The organism is Methylomonas rhizoryzae (assembly GCF_008632455.1).
GTDB lineage: Bacteria > Pseudomonadota > Gammaproteobacteria > Methylococcales > Methylomonadaceae > Methylomonas > Methylomonas rhizoryzae.
The window spans coordinates 1,374,646-1,394,756 of record NZ_CP043929.1 but is presented as its reverse complement, the minus strand read 5'-3'; the positions used below and the strand labels follow the sequence as shown (position 1 = coordinate 1,394,756).

At 43.9% G+C, this 20,111-nt stretch carries 21 protein-coding genes and 1 tRNA gene; 4 read left to right on the top strand and 18 right to left on the bottom strand.

The window, feature by feature from the left end; translation table 11 throughout:
- Window positions 1-240: 240 nt before the first annotated feature.
- The 15 genes from F1E05_RS06540 to F1E05_RS06470 all read right to left on the bottom strand — a co-directional run bounded on the left by F1E05_RS06540 (window position 241) and on the right by F1E05_RS06470 (window position 15,458).
- On the bottom strand, window positions 241-540 hold the full coding sequence (locus F1E05_RS06540) for a WecB/TagA/CpsF family glycosyltransferase (RefSeq protein WP_150047527.1): 300 nt from the start codon (window positions 538-540) through the stop codon (window positions 241-243).
- 62 nt (window positions 541-602) lie between these two features.
- Window positions 603-2,609 carry an acyltransferase family protein gene (locus F1E05_RS06535; RefSeq protein ID WP_150047526.1) on the bottom strand — a complete coding sequence of 669 codons (2,007 nt, stop codon included), beginning with the start codon at window positions 2,607-2,609 and terminating at the stop codon, window positions 603-605.
- A 235-nt stretch (window positions 2,610-2,844) separates the two neighbouring features.
- A complete protein-coding gene (locus tag F1E05_RS06530) occupies window positions 2,845-3,627 on the bottom strand; it encodes a WecB/TagA/CpsF family glycosyltransferase (RefSeq protein WP_150047525.1) in 783 nt (260 codons plus the stop codon).
- A 23-nt stretch (window positions 3,628-3,650) separates the two neighbouring features.
- The gene (locus F1E05_RS06525) at window positions 3,651-4,814 is read right to left on the bottom strand and encodes a glycosyltransferase (protein ID WP_150047524.1); all 1,164 of its coding nucleotides are present in this window, start codon (window positions 4,812-4,814) and stop codon (window positions 3,651-3,653) included.
- Window positions 4,811-5,950 carry a glycosyltransferase family 4 protein gene (locus F1E05_RS06520; RefSeq protein WP_150047523.1) on the bottom strand — a complete coding sequence of 380 codons (1,140 nt, stop codon included), beginning with the start codon at window positions 5,948-5,950 and terminating at the stop codon, window positions 4,811-4,813. The genes F1E05_RS06525 and F1E05_RS06520 overlap by 4 nt, the downstream gene beginning before the upstream one ends.
- A 17-nt stretch (window positions 5,951-5,967) precedes the next feature.
- Window positions 5,968-7,395, bottom strand: a complete 1,428-nt coding sequence (locus F1E05_RS06515) for a lipopolysaccharide biosynthesis protein (protein WP_150047522.1) — start codon at window positions 7,393-7,395, stop codon at window positions 5,968-5,970.
- Between the two features lie 3 nt (window positions 7,396-7,398).
- Window positions 7,399-8,499 (bottom strand): polysaccharide pyruvyl transferase family protein, encoded by a 1,101-nt coding sequence (locus F1E05_RS06510; protein ID WP_150047521.1) that lies wholly within the window; start codon window positions 8,497-8,499, stop codon window positions 7,399-7,401.
- A gap of 46 nt (window positions 8,500-8,545) precedes the next feature.
- Window positions 8,546-10,258 carry a glycosyl hydrolase gene (locus F1E05_RS06505; RefSeq protein WP_232056803.1) on the bottom strand — a complete coding sequence of 571 codons (1,713 nt, stop codon included), beginning with the start codon at window positions 10,256-10,258 and terminating at the stop codon, window positions 8,546-8,548.
- A gap of 71 nt (window positions 10,259-10,329) precedes the next feature.
- The gene (locus F1E05_RS06500; RefSeq protein WP_150047519.1) at window positions 10,330-11,418 is read right to left on the bottom strand and encodes a hypothetical protein; all 1,089 of its coding nucleotides are present in this window, start codon (window positions 11,416-11,418) and stop codon (window positions 10,330-10,332) included.
- Between the two features lie 172 nt (window positions 11,419-11,590).
- A complete protein-coding gene (locus F1E05_RS06495; RefSeq protein ID WP_150047518.1) occupies window positions 11,591-12,598 on the bottom strand; it encodes an NAD(P)H-dependent glycerol-3-phosphate dehydrogenase in 1,008 nt (335 codons plus the stop codon).
- A 5-nt stretch (window positions 12,599-12,603) separates the two neighbouring features.
- Complete coding sequence (gene secB / locus F1E05_RS06490) at window positions 12,604-13,080, bottom strand: protein-export chaperone SecB (RefSeq protein WP_150047517.1); 477 nt, start codon at window positions 13,078-13,080, stop codon at window positions 12,604-12,606.
- Between the two features lie 585 nt (window positions 13,081-13,665).
- Window positions 13,666-14,103, bottom strand: a complete 438-nt coding sequence (locus F1E05_RS06485) for a rhodanese-like domain-containing protein (RefSeq protein ID WP_150047516.1) — start codon at window positions 14,101-14,103, stop codon at window positions 13,666-13,668.
- A 122-nt stretch (window positions 14,104-14,225) separates the two neighbouring features.
- The gene (locus F1E05_RS06480) at window positions 14,226-14,537 is read right to left on the bottom strand and encodes an ArsR/SmtB family transcription factor (RefSeq protein WP_150051834.1); all 312 of its coding nucleotides are present in this window, start codon (window positions 14,535-14,537) and stop codon (window positions 14,226-14,228) included.
- Between the two features lie 496 nt (window positions 14,538-15,033).
- A complete protein-coding gene (locus tag F1E05_RS06475) occupies window positions 15,034-15,228 on the bottom strand; it encodes a type II toxin-antitoxin system HicA family toxin (protein ID WP_150047515.1) in 195 nt (64 codons plus the stop codon).
- On the bottom strand, window positions 15,228-15,458 hold the full coding sequence (locus F1E05_RS06470) for a DUF1902 domain-containing protein (protein WP_150047514.1): 231 nt from the start codon (window positions 15,456-15,458) through the stop codon (window positions 15,228-15,230). Before F1E05_RS06470 ends, F1E05_RS06475 begins: the two co-directional genes overlap by 1 nt.
- A 314-nt stretch (window positions 15,459-15,772) precedes the next feature.
- Here F1E05_RS06470 and F1E05_RS06465 point away from each other — a divergent pair, with 314 nt between their 5' ends.
- Together F1E05_RS06465 and F1E05_RS06460 are read left to right on the top strand one after the other, a co-directional pair.
- The gene (locus F1E05_RS06465; protein ID WP_150047513.1) at window positions 15,773-16,030 is read left to right on the top strand and encodes a hypothetical protein; all 258 of its coding nucleotides are present in this window, start codon (window positions 15,773-15,775) and stop codon (window positions 16,028-16,030) included.
- Window positions 16,027-16,443, top strand: coding sequence for a type II toxin-antitoxin system VapC family toxin (locus F1E05_RS06460; RefSeq protein WP_150047512.1), 417 nt, complete (start codon window positions 16,027-16,029; stop codon window positions 16,441-16,443). The genes F1E05_RS06465 and F1E05_RS06460 overlap by 4 nt, the downstream gene beginning before the upstream one ends.
- Before the next feature lie 111 nt (window positions 16,444-16,554).
- On the opposite strand, the gene F1E05_RS06455 is transcribed toward F1E05_RS06460, so the two are convergent.
- The 3 genes from F1E05_RS06455 to F1E05_RS06445 form a co-directional block, all read right to left on the bottom strand.
- Entirely contained in the window at window positions 16,555-16,860 is a 306-nt protein-coding gene (locus F1E05_RS06455; protein WP_150047511.1) for a hypothetical protein, read from the bottom strand.
- A 263-nt stretch (window positions 16,861-17,123) separates the two neighbouring features.
- Window positions 17,124-17,200, bottom strand: a tRNA-Pro gene (locus tag F1E05_RS06450).
- Window positions 17,201-17,261: 61 nt separating this feature from the next.
- A complete protein-coding gene (locus tag F1E05_RS06445; protein ID WP_150047510.1) occupies window positions 17,262-18,284 on the bottom strand; it encodes an asparaginase domain-containing protein in 1,023 nt (340 codons plus the stop codon).
- 48 nt (window positions 18,285-18,332) lie between these two features.
- Here F1E05_RS06445 and F1E05_RS06440 point away from each other — a divergent pair, with 48 nt between their 5' ends.
- Both F1E05_RS06440 and F1E05_RS06435 read left to right on the top strand, forming a co-directional pair.
- Window positions 18,333-18,821 (top strand): dihydrofolate reductase, encoded by a 489-nt coding sequence (locus F1E05_RS06440; protein ID WP_150047509.1) that lies wholly within the window; start codon window positions 18,333-18,335, stop codon window positions 18,819-18,821.
- A 186-nt stretch (window positions 18,822-19,007) separates the two neighbouring features.
- Window positions 19,008-19,997, top strand: coding sequence for a PstS family phosphate ABC transporter substrate-binding protein (locus tag F1E05_RS06435; protein ID WP_150047508.1), 990 nt, complete (start codon window positions 19,008-19,010; stop codon window positions 19,995-19,997).
- The last annotated feature ends 114 nt before the right edge of the window (window positions 19,998-20,111 follow it).

Below are 20,111 nucleotides of genomic sequence, written 5' to 3'. Positions count from 1 at the left end.
AGCATTGATAGTGGCAGCGACGCGAGTCGCGAATAATTTGCCGAATCGCGACTCGCGTCGCTCCTACGAGGATTTTCTAGTAGTGCGTTGGAACAAGGCAAACAGTGGACGAACGGAATCTACGCGTGCTGAGCGGCCTTAACGTTTGGGCAATTGGACACTAGGGCTTAACTTTTCCGGCTCCGGAACAACGGCGAATACCCGTTAAGCCCATTACATAACGGACAGGCCAATCGCTTGTTAGCCAAACTTAACGGCGCGCTTCAATAGCCGGATCAATACAAAATCGCGCAGCAGTATCGCAAGGAATATCGGATTGGTAGTGAGGTAACGTTTGACTAAGCGCTTATCGTTCCACATGCGAAACAGCCACTCCAAGCCGTGTCTTTGCATCCACAGCGGCGCGCGCGGAACCCGCTCGGAATGAAAATCGAATGCCGCCCCGACACCGACTTGCACCGGCACCTGAACTTGCGACAGATGCGCGCCTAACCCAAAGAAAATCAACTCCGAATGACTTGACGGCGTATCGCTATGCATTAGAGAGTTTCTGGACACTCCAAAACCAGCCCGACGCTACACCTATTGAGGATTAAAAATTTTCAATTCGCGCTCACTTCGTTTCCGCGATCTTCAACAAACGCTAAACCTTTCCTCAACATACTACCAGATATCAATTTATCGGCACCGGCAACACTCAGATGATCATCGTCAAAATAAAGCACCTTACCATCGCTTATAGCTGGACAGTACCCTGAGTTACATAATACTTCAAATGGCTTTATCGCTTGCAATAAATCCCCATAGGGGAGTGAATCCAACTTATCAATAATAAAATGATTTCTAGCAAAATAATAACTTGAACTGGTAGTCTTACTCAAATCTATCATTCCATCCCCACCAAATATCGAAAATGGATAAATAGCTTTTATGATATCGACAGGGAGCTCAGGAATAGGATACATAATAAACACCCTCTTTCCAGACGCATTTAAACGTTCAATTATTTTAAACAAACTTTTCCAATAAGCCTCTCGCGCGTTATCCGCCGTGTACGAAATAGAAGAATCTAACAGCTTAATATTAGGAGTTTCGTCAGGCAAATTTGGATACAATGAAAGCTGATTACCGTACAAGAACTCACTATATCTAAAACCTATTAATACGTTTTTAATAGAATTGTTATGCTCTAAATATGAAAGAACATCATTTATCCAATTCGAACAGCCAGGTAACTTTAGATCAAAGAGTAGTGCAGGTGGACAAGCGCTAAAGCTGAAATGCATCAGCCCCTCATCATAGGGCTCCAATAATTTGGCAAGCGCATAAGTAGGTTCAACAATATGACTATCGCCAAAGCTCGCCCATGTTACATTTTTTCCAAAATATCTGCACGCTTTATCTGGCTTTATATAATTATCTCCCTTAGTGTGGCACTCATTCCTTTTTGGACTATACGAAACAGTATTTGAATATACATTTGGATCAAACCGATTTTCTAATCCTCCAAACACACTTCCAGATACACCAATGACAAAAAACAACGATAGTGAAACTAAAGACATCGAGAATATAGACCCTCTTGAAAAACATTCTTTTCTTCTAAAAGGTATTTCAATGTATTTATAACTTAACAGCGATAAAATAAAAGCCAAAGCTATTGCATAACCAAACATATATGGAGATGGCTCCCCTACAGTCTTCATTCGCAAAAATGCGAATAATGGCTGATGCCATAGATATAATGAATAAGAGATTAATCCAATAAAGACAAATAACTTATTAGCTAAAAACCTTCCAACCAACGTGCGATCATCACAAAACAATATGATTAGCATAGCACCTAATATCGGTGCAATAGCATAAAAACTAGGGATAGGTGTATTTTTATCAAAAATAAATATAGATAAAATTACAAGGAAAAAACCAAACACACTTACCACATTTCTAACAATCAAATTAATTGAGCTATAATATTTAAAACAAAGAGCAACTAGTGAACCAGCAAACAACTCCCAAGCTCTACTAAAAATCAGATAAAAATTAGCGTCGTTCTCTTGCTTTATAACTAGGTACTGAGATAACAACAACGATGAAACACAAAGAACAAAAATAAACACAACCAACTTTCTTTTACTTATTAATCTTAATAAATAGAGAAATATTGGAAAAAATATATAATATTGCTCCTCAACTGATAGACTCCAAGTGTGCAACAACGGCTTTTCATCTGAATTAGTCGAAAAATACCCACTTGTCCGGTAGAAAAATATATTAGAACAAAACAACACAACTGAAATCATGCTTTTAGAGTATGATTTCAAATAATCTGGAGGCATTAAAATAAATGCTGCAATTGTGGTAGAAAATAAAACCACAACAAGAGCTGGCAAAATTCGCCGTGCTCGCCTCTCATAAAAACTTACGATCGAAAATTTATTTTTATTTATTTCTTCTTGAATAATGGAGGTAATCAAATACCCGCTAATAACAAAAAAAATATCAACCCCTACATATCCTCCATCCATACCCAGTAGGCCACTATGAAAAAAAATCACTGGTAGTATTGCGACAGCCCTAAGCCCATCAATTTCTTTTCTATGCAGCATCTCTATTCTCTATAGACATAAACACCGAGGATCAATAATATAACCAAACAACCAAACCAACGGGCTACCAATAGAAAAATCAGAAATTCCGTACTGCAAATTAGTTCTATTGAAGTAGTTAGCAAATCTGATTAAATCAACCATAAAATCAGAATATCCATATTCTTAACTTTTACTCAAATATTTTCCAAGCGCTTTATTGCAGAATATTATAAACAATTCGTAAGCCGAATATTTATCGTTCACGATACTTTAACAACCGAACTAAAAACAAATCACGAAACAACAGCACCAAAAAAATCGGATTGGTAGTCAAATAACGCTTGAACAGACGTTTATCGTTCCACATGCGAAACAGCCACTCCAAACCGTTTTTTTGCATCCACAGCGGCGCGCGCGGAACCCGCTCGGAATGAAAATCGAATGCCGCCCCGACACCGACTTGCACCGGCACCTGAACTTGCGACAGATGCGCATCTATCCATTTTTCCTGCTTGGGCGCACCTAGTCCTACCCAAAGAAAATCCGCTTTAGCGTCATTAATCAGCGACACCAATTGCGCGTCTTCTTCCGCACTCAACGGCCGGAAAGGCGGCGAATGCCAGCCGACTATCTCCACGCCGGGATATTTCGCGCGCATTTTACTGACCAAATCCTCCAGTACGTCCGGCTTGCCGCCCAGGAAAAAATGCCGCCAACCCTTGCTCCGGCCTTGATCCAGACACTTCAGCATCAGGTCCGGCCCGCAAACGCGGGTAGCCGCCGCACCCAACACCCAATTGGCGTACCAGACCAAAGGCAAACCATCCAAAGATACGAGCGAACGATTGTTAATGTCGCGAAAATCTTGATCGTGCAGGCAGGTGATTACAGTATGAACGTTGGCGATACACACTTGATGAGAAATACCTTCAACTATCCATGACTCAAATTGCTGAAGGACCTCTTGATAATTGCGAATCGAAAATCCGACTCCCAAAATATCAATGCTTTTTTCTCCCATCATTTGAATTTTCATAACATTGTTAAAAATAAATACTATTAAGTGTGTAAAACATCATTATAAATAGACATTAGCAACTGATAATTCTTTTCCGCCGTATATTTTTCCATATAAGTAGTATAGGCATTACGCCCGAATTGTCTGCAGCACTGTTCGTTATCAAATATCCAACGGACTTTATCGGCAAGTTCTTGCGAATTACCTGACTCAAAATGCCAACCTGTCACCCCGTCTTCTACGATTTCCGCCATGCCGCCCAAACGACTACACAATACCGGTAGCCCATTAGCGAACGCTTCCACCAATACCATCGGGAATCCTTCATACCATTCGGACGGCATGACCAGGAAAGACGCTCGTCTCATGTACATCGAAACAGCCTCTGCCGGTAGTTGTCCCAAATATTCAATGCCCGGTCTATCAACCGCGATTTCATTTAAAGGCCCGCTGCCGATAATTTTCAGAGGATATTTCTCACCCAACGATTCCCAAGCACGAACCAAAGTAGACAAACCCTTTTCAGAACTCAAGCGTCCAACAAACAAAGCGAAATTTTCCCGATGATCTAAGTTAACATCCTTATTATTCGCTGTCACAAAATTGGGCTTTACGGAAATTTTGTTATCAGAAAATCCTGCTTCTACAAATTTTGATTTGGCAAACTGTGTTAATGCGATAAATCTATCCACTTTGGATAGCCAAGTTTTTTTTCGCCGGTGTACAGCCACCATATTCCCTACAACTAAACTACCTAGTATAGAGCCTCGATAACAGCGATATAAAGCTGCTTGAAAAGGGCTGCCGGAAATACACTTTTCACAAATCTTGCCGTCCCGCATTAACAAAGCGCCGGGACAAATCAAACGATAGTTGTGTAAAGTCTGAACAACGGGAACGCCTGCCAGTTGACACGCATCGTAAATGGAAGGCGAAATTTGTGGGAAAAAGTTGTGAACATGAACCAAATCAGGACGGAACGAATTTATTTTTGCCAATGCCAGATTACGGCTATTTACAGAATAATGCGTCGCTAATGCCAGTTGCACTTTGCCGGCAAAATTGGTCTTTAACAGATTATTATTATTAACACAAAATTTTTCGACAATATGCCCATGATCAGATAACAATTTGGATTCTGAAGAAAAAACCGCGTCTTCTCCACCGGCTTGTTGATAATAATTATGCGCCAATAATATCTTCATTTATAATCCACAAAGCCTAGAATACCGTACTCAAAATTAGATGCCATTTTTTCTATCGAATAATCTATCGAGGTGTTAGTGGCATTCGTACGTAAATCACTTAACCTTCTCCTGTCGGCAAATATATCAACAACCATATCTGCATATGAATCAATATCAAAAACTGACATTAAGCCATTAAAATCATGCTTTAAATACTCTATTTCTGGGCTGTGATAGGGAAAATTTGTGGTTATCAACGGCAAACCCGCAACAAATGCATCTAAAATAGCTAACCCAACTAGACCAGGACATAAAAATACTTCAGCTGATTTAAATGCGATAGCTTTATCAATACCAAAGCTTGAACCAACGTATATAATAAAACTGTGTTGGTCTGCAAACGATTCAACTAGTGATTTATCGTCACCACCTCCGATTATTAACAAATAAAATAACGGATCTCTTTTATGTATTTTTATTGCTGCAGAAAGCAAAAAATCCAGTTTTTTATCTGAGTACAAACTTCCGCAGAATAATCCTATACGTGCGTTTTCAGGTATCCTGTGGGCAATCTTAAATTTATAGACATCTAAAATAGAGACACAATCGAGATCATGCCTGAAATCAGTTGTATCAATACTATTATTGAGGACTGTGATTTTATCTGATGGAAAACCATGAAAAACCACTAACTCAGCCACCCCTTTAGTATAAGCAAACCACCAGTCGCAGCTGCATATAAGTAATCTTTTAATTCTCTCAGAAATACTTCCAGGGTTACCTTGCCTATTTTGCCCATGTCCCCAATAAGCAAATCGCTTGAGCCTAAGAAAACGCAAAACCAAAAGAATAATATTATGAAAATGCTTGTTTGCTTGTTCCGTTATAAAAATATTAGATGAAACAATATACTTCAAAGCAATTGGCAAAAAGTGCACACGCTCGTTACAGAGCCAATAACTTTTACCAACGACCCAATATTTACCGTTTGATAGGACATTATCATTCTTTTCGATTTGATAGCGTGGAGGACTTCCGCAGACAACTGTAAGCTTATATCCTTTCTTTTCTAACGCATCCCCTAATCTAATAAACAAAGGAACTCTATATTTTTTTAAAACAGGCTGAAATATAACTATTTCTATTAATCTCATAATGGATTCAAATTAACTTATCTAATACCAATTCTAACAAAAAAATAAAACATTTCCTTTTGCACGACAAATGAAAATAACAAGTACACAAATCCACCGAGAAAAACTTTTACTAGTAATTCATAATAAATAGGCAGCGAGTAAACCCAAGTCAAATGTCCCAAATAAAGTACAACAGCCATAAAAACAGCCGACCCTAGAGGCGCACTAATTGCTGAAACAATATCTATAGGGAGAACATAAGAGTTCTTTTTTACAAGATAAATGAGAATTGGCATGCTAGTTATCGATTGGATAACAAACGCACAAGCCACACCAATTGCACCATACGACACAAAAAAATACAAATACCCAACGAGAATAAGTATACTAATAGCGTTAAAATAAAATAACCCACTTCCTTTATTCAGCGAAATCAACAAATTATTACAAAGGAGCTGCACCGTTTGAATTAATCCTAAAACACTTAACACTTGTATTACTGGAACAGCATCAATCCACTGAGGGCCAAATACTAAAGGCACCAATTCGACTGCGGTCATTGAAATGCCGATAAAACAAGGGTAAGCAACAAACGAAATTGCTTTCAGCTGTTTCACAAACATATCTTTTTTTTGAATATGATCAGGTCCAGAAGCTGAAAACACAGAAAGAGAGACACTTAGAGCCCCACTTGTAATCATGTCTGTGATAGTTCTAAGAACTCTTTTAGATAAGTTGTATAAGCCAGTTGCTCCTGATCCGGAATACATAGCAAGAGTCATTACATCTAAGCGATTCGCAAACACAAATAAGAAAGCATTCCCAATCATTGGCAGTGCAAATTTGATAATTTGATACGCCTCGCTATTTGAATACCTAAATTTTGGTTTCCAAGAGGAACAATACCATATAGTTAACATTGCCCCGAATGAGGATGCTAATTGTTGATAAACCAATGCCCATACGCCAGCTCCTGTGTATGCGAAATAAACGCCGACAACACCACTCAATATATTAGAAAAGATAGTGCGAATAGCTAATGCTTTATAGCGGAGCCCCCTCCTTAATACACCTACTTGAACAATTCCAAGCCCTTCAAGGAGAGGCAGAACTGAAAGGGATTTTAAAATAGGCGCCAACTCATCTTGTTTTAATAAACTAGCAATTGAATTAGCTGTCAAGTAGACAACCGCGCTGAGCGATATACTTAAAACTAAAGCAAACCAAAAAGATGTAACTAAATATAATTCACTATATTGCAAGTCGTCCTTTTGAACAATTCCAAATGCCACCCCTTCCAACAAAATGCGCTGACACAATAATATTATTAGCATGGCTACCGCTATTAAACCAAAAGCTTCCGGTGTAACTAGACGAGCAACTACTAGGACCGTTATAAAGCTAAACAGCTGCTGCCCCCAATTTCCAACTGTCGCCCAGAGGCCATTTTTAATCAAACTCATACTTTAAGAGGACAGAATACCTTCAAATGTAGAGACTGCGCTAACCGAGTTTCGGTTAAAAATTGTTTTAACAATATCGTAATATCCAGGCGAAACATTAGGAATACCGTCAAATGGCTTATTAATATCTATAATCATATCGGACAATCCAATATCTTTAAATATCCCAACAATCTTTTTATTTTTATATATATCGACTACTGGAAAAACCTTCGCTCCCTGCCTCATTGCAAATAACAACACATGCAATCGATTGCTAAATACTGCAAGCGCCCCACTATAAACACCCATTAACTCATCTTCTGAGCAATTTTCATAACAAGCTTCAATATTATTTCGTTTAACCAGCTCCACCAGCTGTATATTCCACTCTACATCAAACAATACTTGACTAGTAAAAACACATTTGCCGAAATTCTCGCTATAGGCAGCGCTAGATATTTTAGCTACTACTTCCTTTAGATTAAGATTATAACTTTCAGACTCTTCACAACGAAAACTCATCAGAAAATATTCTTTTGATATATATGAGTCGCCACTCGCCACCGGCTTTGTCAAAAACGCTAAATCCGGGAAAAAATGCATATTTACCAATCCATTTTCAATCCCGTAACTTACAGAGTCGCTATCCCTAGCACTATTCCAATAAATAAACTTATTCTTCAACCTTTCTATATAAGCACGCCCCTTGGAAAAAGGTCCAAAGGAGGCTCCCAGCCTTATTATTCTCACGCCAAGAATATAAAGGACGCTGTACTGCAAAATAATAACCAGTTGTTTAATCCAAGATTTAAAACTTAAGCCTCCTGAAAATCCACCTGGATTTAGCAGAAAATATACTTTCCTGTTCGATTTAGATACTTTACACATAAAAGCAGTTATTAAAATATCCCACACAAAAATATAAAAATTATTGTGTATTTTTTCACTGCCAACACAAACTGCGTCTATGTATTTTTTTGGCATCCCCCCTCTAAATAAATTTATTTTCCCGTATGACTGTGCTAAAAGCAATAACTCTCTATTAATAACCAAGTCCCCGTAATTTTGGTGCTGCGTATTCGCGTTAAAATAAAATATATTATCTCGCCCCACATTCGTCACAATGAACCCCTTATTGATATAAAATATAATTTCACTATCGCTTTCACTAAAAACCGTCAGGATAAAGTAAAACTGGAATATCAGTTAGACTAATAACAGATGAATTTAATAGCTCACCGTTTTTTTCACTTGAAATCCATTTATTTTTCACGTTTATAAAATCATTTAGCTCCAAACTCACAGAACTTTGAGTTGCCCATGTAATATATCCTCTATTCCCATTCTTATCGACTTGGATTAGAACAAATCCTTTTTCTCCAGATTGAATAACTTTTAAATATGAATTTAGCATCCATTTTTTTAGTGTGTCGTACACCACACCGGTTGTGGTTAAGCTTGAAAAATCGCTTTCGACTAAAGGTGGATTATTTGTTGTTGTTTTCGACCCCTCATAGGTATAATAAGAATAATTCTTCACCCCCATGGCAGCGTTCAACACCAGCCCTTGCGCCAATGCACTTTCGCTAGACAAAATATTGCATGTTGCCCCTCCAGAACAGCCGGAATTGGTTTCGGTATTCCAGATATCTTTTTGACTTAGCCCAGCTTCATTTAACATTTCTCTCAGGTTTTTTAACTGCCAGTATGAAACTAGTGGATTTCTTCCCGTATATGAATGAATGCTAAATCCATCTACAAAATCGCCTCCGCCGGCAGCAATAAATGCTGAAAGAAAGCGATACCCATAGGTAGTGACATTTGGTCCGATAATTTGATTCTCTGGATCGATTGCTTTTAATTCTTGGTAAGCAATCTTAACTAGCTCAAGCATGTTAGCTGAACTACTTTCCCAATGTTTTTTTACATCTGCTTCGTTCCATACTTCCCAGACTTTAATAATACCTTTATATCTATTACCTACTGTCTGAATATAGTTACGCCAATAATCCGGGTCTATAGGCATTGTGCAAGAGCTTGTTCCATAGGGCGATGAATTGCATCGGGTGGGGCTAATTGCACCAGCCCAGATAGGTGTCATCCCTAAAGTGTAAACGAATTGCACGTTATAATTATTATTTTTACCATACTTAATATAATAGTCTAAACGCCTTGCATTTGAGTTTTCTGTCCAGTTTATGGGAGCTTGTTGCGGCTGCATCAATGCCCAAGTCGTACCGGTATCCCATAATCTTAAAGTTCCAGGGTTAAAACTGGGCCAAATGTTGTGGGTACCCAGCTTGTTAATATGCAAACCGAAAAAATCATTTTCAATTTTATAAATACTAGATTGATTTATCTGATCTATTCCTATTTGCGCCAATGGAATTTCTTTAACGCTTGCGGAATTCATGCATATAGACACATTTATATCTTTCAGAGCTAGCCTAACTGAACCATTGTCTCCGGTTGTATTTATTCCATTCAATTCTAGTATTTGCCAATTAGATATAGAAATTATTCGGCTAGCAAATGCCTCATATGGTGCCGAATCTTTTCTAAACAATAACTCTATCTGTGTAGGCGAACTACTTTTGATCCATGCGCGAAAGTTATACCCTTTATTTGCTTTCAGCACTGAAGGTATAACCAATTCTGCATCACCATTTCCTCGTGATAACAGCTTGAATGATGTTAGTCCAACTGTGCTTGTACTGTCATCGGATAACAGCGAGCAAGCAGGATCAATTGGGTTATAATCGTATTCTGGAGCTACAGCTCCCCATGAGTTGACTTTCCATTCTTGTGCATTAACTACCCTAATTCCTTGCACAATAATTAATACCATAACAATCATAAATTGTTTCTCGAGATATATCATAACTCCTCCGAATATCAAAACAGCATCTATTCGCCCTCCCCCTAGACGAGATAAACTACAATTACACACCTTTAGGAGGTCGGACTTAGTGACTTACTTGCCCTCTCCAATTGCGCCATTATTAAAAAGTAAAAGACCATTACATGTTGATAAATTAATGCATTATCTGTCATAAATATAATAGTCATAAATAAAGACACCCCTCGCTGCTCCAAAGAACGCCTATTGTTAAGCGTAAAAACGAAGGCAATTAAAATTAACATTCCATACTGCAAAGTAATTAACAACAAATCATTATGCAGCCTCACATCCTGCACTTTAAAACCAGTTCTGAATAGATGATCTATAGTATAAATAACCTTACCTTCACCCGCCCCCCAAAATAAATAATCTAGGTAGTTGAATTTTAATGCTTCTAAGGTACTACCCCATAATACCTGCCGCCCCATTGCGAGTTGGTTTGCGGACTGATTTAGTACATCTCGTATTAATTTATCGAAAGTTCCACTAGCGAATTCAATACAAACTACAAGTCCGATAGTAGTACAAACAGTAACTACATATGGATTCAATATAGACTTTTGGATTGATCTATTACATAGACGCAGACAAATGAACGCAATAATCGCCAACAATACAATTCTTTTTAGCATTAATACGCACAAAATGCTCGCCACAACAAACCACAAATACCTTTTAACTGTAAAAAAATATATTACTACCAGCCCAACTGGAAATGCCAGCGTACTTTCAAATGAAGATTCCGAATCCATTATTGAAAATGAAAACCCCCCCGCCCTCAGAATATCTCGAACATTTAATATAAAAATAACCAATAAAAATAACAGCAGCCAGCGAAAGTCTATTTCTAATTTAGAAAAATCAAAAATAGAAAAAATAAACGAATATACAAAAATAAAATAAAACATCTTGAAGCCATTGAAATCTAAATCGTATACCGACGGTAAACTAGCTAACAATAGCAATAAAAATGGTGTAGCCTTTTTATAGAACTTAAACCCGCCAAAAGCAACCCATATAAAAAAACAGAACAACGGTGACAGATAAAACGCATATCTAAACACATGTATGCCGGACATAGAAAGTCCTAGCAGAGCAATTATTATTCCAAATGCATATTTCTCTGCTTTGTTTTCCATTATTCAAATCTCATCAAAATCTAAAAAGCTTCAACTAATGTCACACTAGACAATATTTTTTTCATTTTTAGTTACTCTTGCTAATTTTGTTCGATTTTTACAAATATTTGCAAACGCAGCTGTTCGATACATCTAATCCTCGAAAAGTACCATTATGATCCTGCAACCAAGCTCAACACTCAGACTTCTGATCCCGCCCCAATAAATTATGAACCGCTTTTTTAGGGTCTAATTTTTCAAATAAGACAAGGTAAACCTGTTCGGTAATCGGCATTTCCACGTCCAGCGTCTGCGCGAGAAGGTAGGCTTCTTTCGCCGCCGAAATACCTTCTACCGACTGGCCTATTTCGCCCAGTGCTTGGGCCTGTTCCGTGCCTTGACCTAGTGCCAGTCCGAACCGCCGGTTTCTGGACTGGTTGTCGGTGCAGGTCAAGATTAAATCGCCAAGGCCGGCCAAACCCATAAAGGTATCGGCTTTGCCGCCCAGTTTTATCCCCAGGCGCATGATTTCGGTGAGCCCGCGGGTAATCAAGGCCGCGCGGGTGTTGGCGCCAAAGCCCAGGCCGTCGGCTATGCCGGCGGCGATGGCCAGTACGTTTTTGCAGGCGCCGCCCACCTGCACCCCGATCATATCGGTACTGGTGTATACCCGAAAGCAGTGATTGTGAAATACACCCGCTACTTGTTCGGCTATTTCCGGGTATTCCGACGCGACGGTCACCGCGGTCGGCAAGCCTTCCGCCACTTCTTGGGCAAAGGTGGGGCCGGATAACACGGCGGTTGGCGTTTGCGCGCCCAATACTTCAACGGCAACTTGACTGAGTAAGGCGCCGGTTTCGCTATCGAAGCCTTTGGTTGCCCAAACGATGCAGGGGATGCTCTCTAATTCTTGTAGTTGCTCTCGCAGCTTATAAAGCGTGGCTTTGAAGGCGTGGCTGGGCACGGCCAGCAAAATCAGGTCGGTGCCTTTAAGGCATGCGGCCAAGTCGGCGGTTGGCTGGAGATTGGGCGGAAATGCGACGCCCGGCAGATAGCGCAGGTTTTGCGCGGTCTGCCGCAGGCTTTGGATGTGGCCGGGATTATGCCCCCAAAGCCTGGTGTCGCAGCCGTTTCTGGCGGCCTGTATCGCCAGTGCCGTCCCCCAGGAGCCCGCTCCGAGGACGCTGAGTTTTGGGGGCATAGGGTTTAGTTGATGGTTTTATTTTCGGCAGCGGCTTGATTTTGCTGATTTTGTTGCAAGTGCTGCATGTATAAGGCGTCGAAATTGACCGGCGCCAGGTTGAGTTGCGGGAAACCGCCTTTATTGACGATGTCGGCAATGGCTTCGCGCGCATACGGAAACAAGATGTTCGGGCAGAAGCTGGCCAGCATGTGGCCCATTTCTTGTTCGGTAAAACCGCTGATGGCAAAAATGCCGGACTGTTTTATCTCTATCAAATATGCGGTGGTTTCGCCGACTTTTACCGTGACGGTGATGCTCAAGGTAATTTCGTACATGGAATTTTCCAAGGGCTGTACGTTGGTACCCAGGTTAAGGTCCAGGCCGGGTTCCCATTTTAAGGTGAAGATTTTGGGGGAGTTCGGGGTCTCGAAGGATACGTCTTTTAGATAGATTTTTTGGATGGCGAATTGTTTTTCGCCGGTTTGGGTGGTTTCAGCCATTTTTCCTGTTCCGTTAGTTAAGATTTAATCTGAAAGTCCGCGTAGGGGCGACACCTAGTCGCGATTTCCATGCCATGCCGTTCCAATGAGCCTTTCGGCCGCGCTCGACAACGCTTTGCGAAGCTTGAACGGCTTTACCGTTCGACCTCCATCCAGCTCAGGGCGAACGGTTAAATGACATGGGTCGTGATTCTAGGCTATTTTCGCGTCTTCGCGTCGTTCCTTTGTTTCCGGCTTTTATCGACCGGGGGTATTGCCGTGTTTTTATGGATTTTACTCTGAAAGTCATGGTGGGAACGACACATAACCACGATTCGCAAGGCCATCATCGCGACTATGCGTCGCTCCTACCAAACTACCTTTCATTTGCCGGGGCGATTGCCAGGCCTTCATGATCGTTAGTTTGTAACTATTCAGCCAGTTTGGTATTCAGTAGGAGCGACGCGAGTCGCGAATTGGCTGCGGCGTAGAATCGCGGCTTGCGTTGTTCTTACGTCTTTTTCGCGACTCGCGTCGCTCCTACGTATTCATGCGTTCGGACTATCGCCGCTCCGAGATAAACCGAGCACCCGCTGAATCGTTAGCTTAGTCTTTGCTTTTGCCTAGTTTGATCGGCAGTTTGTTGTCTTCCCAAGATTGCATGCCGCCGGTCATGTTGATGACCTGAGCAAAGCCGGCTTTGCTGAGCGTTTTACAAGCCGGTACCGAACGCGCGCCGGTTTGGCAGGTAACAATGAGGGGATTAGACTTGTACTTTTCCAGCGTCGGCAGTTTTTCTTCCAATTTACCTAGCGGTACGTTAATCGCATTTTCGATGTGGCTTTTGGTAAATTCCGCTGTCTCCCTGACGTCAAGTATCACTGTGCGCTCGTCGTTCATTTTAGTTACTGCGATCAACGCCGATACGCTTTCGAACCCGTTGAAGGAGTTGGCTATCAAGTCTTGAACCAACAGGAAAAAAACGCATATCCAGGAAAACGAAAGCAGGTAATGATTGGTTAGAAATTCTATGTATTGTTCCATTGTAGTGGCGGAAAGTTTCGGTTGAATGAAATTACTATGAAAGTGATGGCAAGACAGCCTTTAAATCGCGGCGCAGCGCCGTTTTTATATCCATGGGTGCGCTTGCCATGCTTTCATCAGCGTTAGGTTTCGCAAAATACCGTGCGCATCATTTCGATCAGGTTGATCACGCGCTTGTCGTCGATGTAGTAATAGACGCGATTGGCGTCTTTTTTAAAATCCAGGATGCCTTTATCCCGCAGTATCGCCAGATGCTGGGAAATGTTGCTTTGGCTGGTGCCTACCTGGTCAACGATGTCTTGCACGCTGACCGATCTATCGCCCAACACGCACAGAATTTTAAGTCGCAAAGGGTGAGACATGGCCTTAAGGCAGCGCGCCGCGCGGCTGATGTCTCCGTCGTCGTAGGGTATGTGTTCGTCGTTGTCTTCCATCGAGTCTTCGCTGTGGGAACGCTTTAGCATGGGTATAGTGCGGCAACCGCCATTACAAGGCAGCGCGGCCTATCGTTTTGCTATCGCAAGGATTGTCGTATTTTCGCTTGTGGCGTCACAAAAGGCCAGAGAATCTAACAGACTAGCGATTTAGGCTCAACCCTGCAATCCGTCATGCTATTCCCGTTTGCGCTCAGCCGGGGATGCTGTCGGACGATTTCAAGCCGATCTCCGCCTCGCGGTAAGTCCTCATGCGGCTATTGTTTTGGTCATGGTTACCAGGAAAATCATGGTGGGAGCGCCGCCCTCGTCACGACGAAGGCGGCGCTCCCACGGCAAGACTTTTATTTGCTGGGGTGATGCCGCATGTTCTTCTAGGGTGTCAAGCGATGACATTTGAAAATAATCTTTTATTTTCAACAAACTGAACTGGTCGGAGTGAGAGGATTCGAACCTCCGGCCCCTGTCTCCCGAAGGCCGCTCCGAGCAGATCAGGTCAAAACTGCTTTTCTAACCCTGCTTGTTGCAGGGCAGCATTGGCGGTATGGCGGGATTTGATCTTGCCGTCGACGACAAAGTTTTTATGCGAAATAGGGCTAAACCAAATTTCGTGGTCTCCTTTACCTTGGCGGACAAAATAACAACCCTGAGCTGTGAGTGCCTTTTTAAGTAAGGGCGTAAAGTCGCCCATTAGTGCGAGTGGGTGCGGCTCGCCATGAAACCATCCAGCACAAACGGTAAGTCTTCGTCTGCCAACTCTTTATGATTCAGTTCCATCAATTCCGGAATGACGATTTTAAGCCGCTCAATCAACGCATCCATCGTACTGGCTTCAATCGCCAAGCCCTCAACGTCATTGCTGGTTGCCACCCAGACGCCGGCTTCCGAATCCCATGCGGCATTCACTTTTAGCGGTTGCATGTTTAAACCTCACTGTTGTTCCCCAAGCATTGTAAAGTAGTCGCTCAATAGATGTTAAACATCTGCATGGCTTACGATCCCAGGTTAAAGGGCTACTGCCCAGACAATTCGTTCGACTTGTCCGACGACAGCTATACGGTTGGGAAATTGTTGAGTCGATTGCCCGAGACTTGCAGCGTGAGATGGTCTGGGATTGGGAAAATAAACTTGGTGAAATCGAGAATGCATCCGAGGATGTATGACCCGCGCTCGATGGTGGGGTAATTCATCTTAGTGATTTTAGCGTATAACAATTTTAATGAAGGGTAAAAGTCATGCAAATTACCGCCGAACTGGATAACCAACATCTCGAAAAGCTGCATGAGCTGGAAAAGGCTTTGCAGAAAAACACATCCGAATTGATTTCGCTGGCTATCGATGAAATTTACCAGCGCCAAGTCAGCCCACCGCTCAGCGAAGGTCAAAAAGCTTATCAAATCATGCTGCAAACCGGCTTTATCGGCAGCATGGCGGGCGACGGCAATCTGTCGGAAAACTACAAGGACATGCTGGACTGGAGCGACAAAACATGATCATCGCCGATTCCGGGTTTTGGATTGCCTTGGCCGATAAAAACGACAAACATCATGCCAAAGCCGATGCCGCCGCCAAGTCCCTGGATGAAAGTTTGATAACCACTTTTCCGGTAATGACGGAAGTTTGCCACATTCTGTTAAAACGCCGGGGCGTGGCGGCGCAGTTGAGTTTCATGCAAATGTACCAGTTGGGCGCTTTCGAGGTGTTTGAAATCCAGGATAAGCATAAGGCGCGTATCGTGGAGCTGATGCACCAATACGCCGATTTACCGATGGATTTGGCCGACGCTTCGCTGGTGCTACTGGCCGAAGACTTGGGGCATGGCCGAATTTTCAGCACCGACCTGCGCGATTTTCATGCCTATCGCTGGAAAAATACCCGGCCATTTCAAAATCTGTTGTTACCTTGAAAACGGAAAATTGCCCACACGTTTTATATATCCATGAAGTCGCTGTATCAGACTATTGGGGGCCGTAGTTAGCATCGCGCCAATTTTCTGTAGATAGCTGATCCGCTTTGATCACGAATGAATTACGCAATTTATCTTTGCTTTCTGAACGGTATTACTTGCGCCGACCTTTAAGCCGTCCAGATAGCCGGCCCAGGTTTGCATCATTTCGAAAAATTCCAAAGCGACTTCGCCGAAACTGCCAACAACAGGCAGGCCGGCTTCAATGCGTTTTTGGTTTTCGTTATCGATTTGTTGGGTTTGTTTTTTCTCTTTGCGTACGTCGCTGGGATCGATGTCGTTGGCTACATTGTTCTCGCTTCGGTTGCCTTGCGGCGTGCATCGGAGAGGGTGGTTTGTGGGTAAAACAAAGGTCATGCCTGCGCCGGATAGGCCCAGCGCTTCCTTTTTTCCGTGTCTGCCTCGATACGCTTGGCCCAGATTTCGGCGTCGCCTTTGCGCTGAAAGGTCTTGCTTTTTAAATGTTCGCCGAGCTGATTTTTGATGATCGCCGAAAAGACGACGCCGGATTTACGTTGTATTTTTCGAATGGTGTACGTTTTAGTGTACGCGCCGCATTTTCTTCTAGGGTGTCAAGCGATGACATTTGAAAATAATCTTTTATTTTCAACAAACTGAACTGGTCGGAGTGAGAGGATTCGAACCTCCGGCCCCTGCCTCCCGAAGGCAGTGCTCTACCAAGCTGAGCTACACTCCGCAATCATGGCGGGAAAAAACGCAGAGATTGTAACAAATATTTCCGGCGATTTTCAGCAATTCTAAACAGTAGGTTTCACGTGCTCCCATGCCAGGTTGCATTGTAGAAATTCCGCGATGTCCGGCGCGGCGCTAAAGTTGCCGTAGGCCAAGACAAGCTTTGCGTAGGCGGCTTCCAACCCGGTATTCCAGAGCATCCGGGCACCGTGTTGCAAGATGGCGCGGGTGGAACTGTAGGCGCTATCGCTCTGCAGGGCCGGGGCCAGATAGAGCGGAAGGCCTTGCTCGGCGCAGCGGCGGCTGAAGGCTATCAAGGAATGCCGCAACCCCCAGGCGTCGCTGGCGCAGGCGGTGCCGGAGTGATACAGCTCGTGCAATACCGCATCGAACCCGTTCAGGTCGAACGAAAGATAGTCGAGACCGGGATATGGTCTGATTAGCAAAATTTTGCCGAATTGGTTTTGCAAGGTGCCGGCGAACCTCCCCTTTTCGGGTAGTTCGTAGCAAGCCTGAAATTCGCCGTCTTGGTAACTTAAAAAAGCCTTGTCTTGCACGCTGATAAAGTCGCTACCCAACGGCAGACAATTGCTCAAGCGGGTACCTATGTGGATTTGCATGGTCCGCCCCGGATTTCGGTAAGGGACGAAGACGCCGGCCGCGCGGCCTTGGCGAATATAGTCGGCGGCGCAGATGAAGTTGGGCAGGCCGTTTGCCGACGGATGTTGCAGCGGCAAGTCGCTGGAAACCAGCAACAGAGGGATGTTCAGGCGGTGAAAGTAAATACCTAGCAGCGCGGCGCTATACGCCAAGGTGTCGGTACCGTGGGTCACGATAATACCGTCGTAAACGCCGAGATCTTGTTGCGCCAACGCGGCGACGATGTGCCGCCAAGCATCGGGATGCAGGTTTTCGCTGAGCATCTGCAGCGGCTTCAACAACGTGAAGCGAAACTGTTCCGCCTGCGGGTAAGCCTGCGCAAACAAGTCCAATAATAAATGGCCGGCGTTCGGGTCGGTATCGACGGTATCGCCTTTGAGCTGCGAGCCGATAGTACCGCCGGTAAAAACCAGTAAAACGTGTTTCATAGTATGATGCCCAGCCTTTTTCGTAGGCCGGCATGTTAAACAGAATTCATGAAAATATCACTGATCGCGGCGATGGCCGCTAACCGGGTGATCGGCGCCAACGGACAAATGCCTTGGCATTTGCCGGCCGATTTACGGCGTTTCAAACAAATCACTTGGGGAGCGCCTATTTTAATGGGGCGCAAAACCTATCAGGCGATAGGTAAACCGCTGCCGGGTCGTGACAATTTGATCATCAGCCGCAATTCCGGTTTTTCCGCACCGGGCTGCCGGGTGTTCACCCGTATCGACGAGGCTTTGAACTATGCCGCGGATGCGCCGGAGTTGTTCGTCATCGGCGGGGCCACCTTGTACCAGGCCTTGCTGCCGGTTGCGGATTGCCTGTATCTGACCTTGATCGACAAAGCATTCGACGGCGACACGCTGTTTCCGGATGTCGACCGCCGTGAATGGCGGCAAACAAATTGCGAGCGGGTGGACAACGCTCCCGGCGTCGATTTCGCTTATCGCTTCGTCACCCTGCAGCGGATGCGTTAACGGCTCTGCTCATCGGAAGCGAAGGCCGATTAACGGCCGGCCGGGAAATTTCAGCTGAAAGTAGCACAAACTTCGGTAGCGGCTTACAATTTACCGCTGTCACAAAACTGTCATATTCGGTTCATACTATTGTCACCCGCAAAGGGCAGTATTGATACTGGTTTTAAACATTGATTGAGAAAGAATATGAAAAAAACGTTTCAGCTCAGGTCATTGATCTTGGGTTTCGGCTTTGCCACCACCACTTTTCTGGCTAACGGCGTAGCCGCAGCACCGGCAAGCGTCGATCCGTCGCTCCCCGACTATGCGCCGGCCAGCGGCGTAGCAGGCAATATTTCCAGTGTCGGTTCCGACACCCTGGCCAACTTGATGACTTTATGGGCGGAAGAATTCGGAAAACTGTATCCGAACGTTAACATTCAAATTCAAGCAGCCGGCTCTTCCACCGCGCCACCGGCCTTGACCGAGGGTACCGCCAATTTGGGGCCTATGAGCCGCAAAATGAAAGACAACGAAATCGACGATTTCGAAAGCGCGCACGGCTATAAGCCAACCGCGATTCCGGTCGCTATCGACGCCTTGGCGGTGTTCGTGAACAAAGACAATCCGGTAAAGGGTTTAAGCCTGGCGCAAGTCGATGCAATTTTCTCCTCCACCCGTAAATGCGGCCACGAAGCCGACGTCAGCACCTGGGGACAAGTCGGCTTGACCGGCGGCTGGAGCAGCAAACCCATTCAATTGTACGGCCGCAACTCGGTTTCCGGCACCTATGGCTTCTTTAAAGACGAAGCCTTGTGTAAAGGCGACTTCAAAAGCAACGTAAACGAACAACCCGGTTCGGCGTCGGTGGTGCAAGCGGTGACCACCTCCAATAACGGTGTCGGCTATTCCGGCATCGGCTATACCACCTCGGGCGTTAAAGCCGTGGCCTTGGCCGCCAAAGACGGCGCCCCATTCGTAGAGCCGACCTCGGAAAACGCCACCTCCGGCGCTTATCCGCTGTCGCGCTTTTTGTACGTTTACGTCAACAAAAAGCCTAACGAACCTTTAGCGCCGTTGGAAAAAGAGTTTTTGAAAATGGTGCTGTCCAAAACCGGCCAACAAGTGGTGGTGAAAGACGGTTACATTCCGCTGCCCGCCAAAGCGGTTGAAAAAGCCTTGACGCTGATCGAATAGGTTCATCCGCCACGGACGAAGCATACAAGGAATTCGCCGGCAAGGACGCTTACAGGATATTCGGGATTATTCGGCAATGAACATTACGCTGATGATCCGTCAACTTCAAAGCCG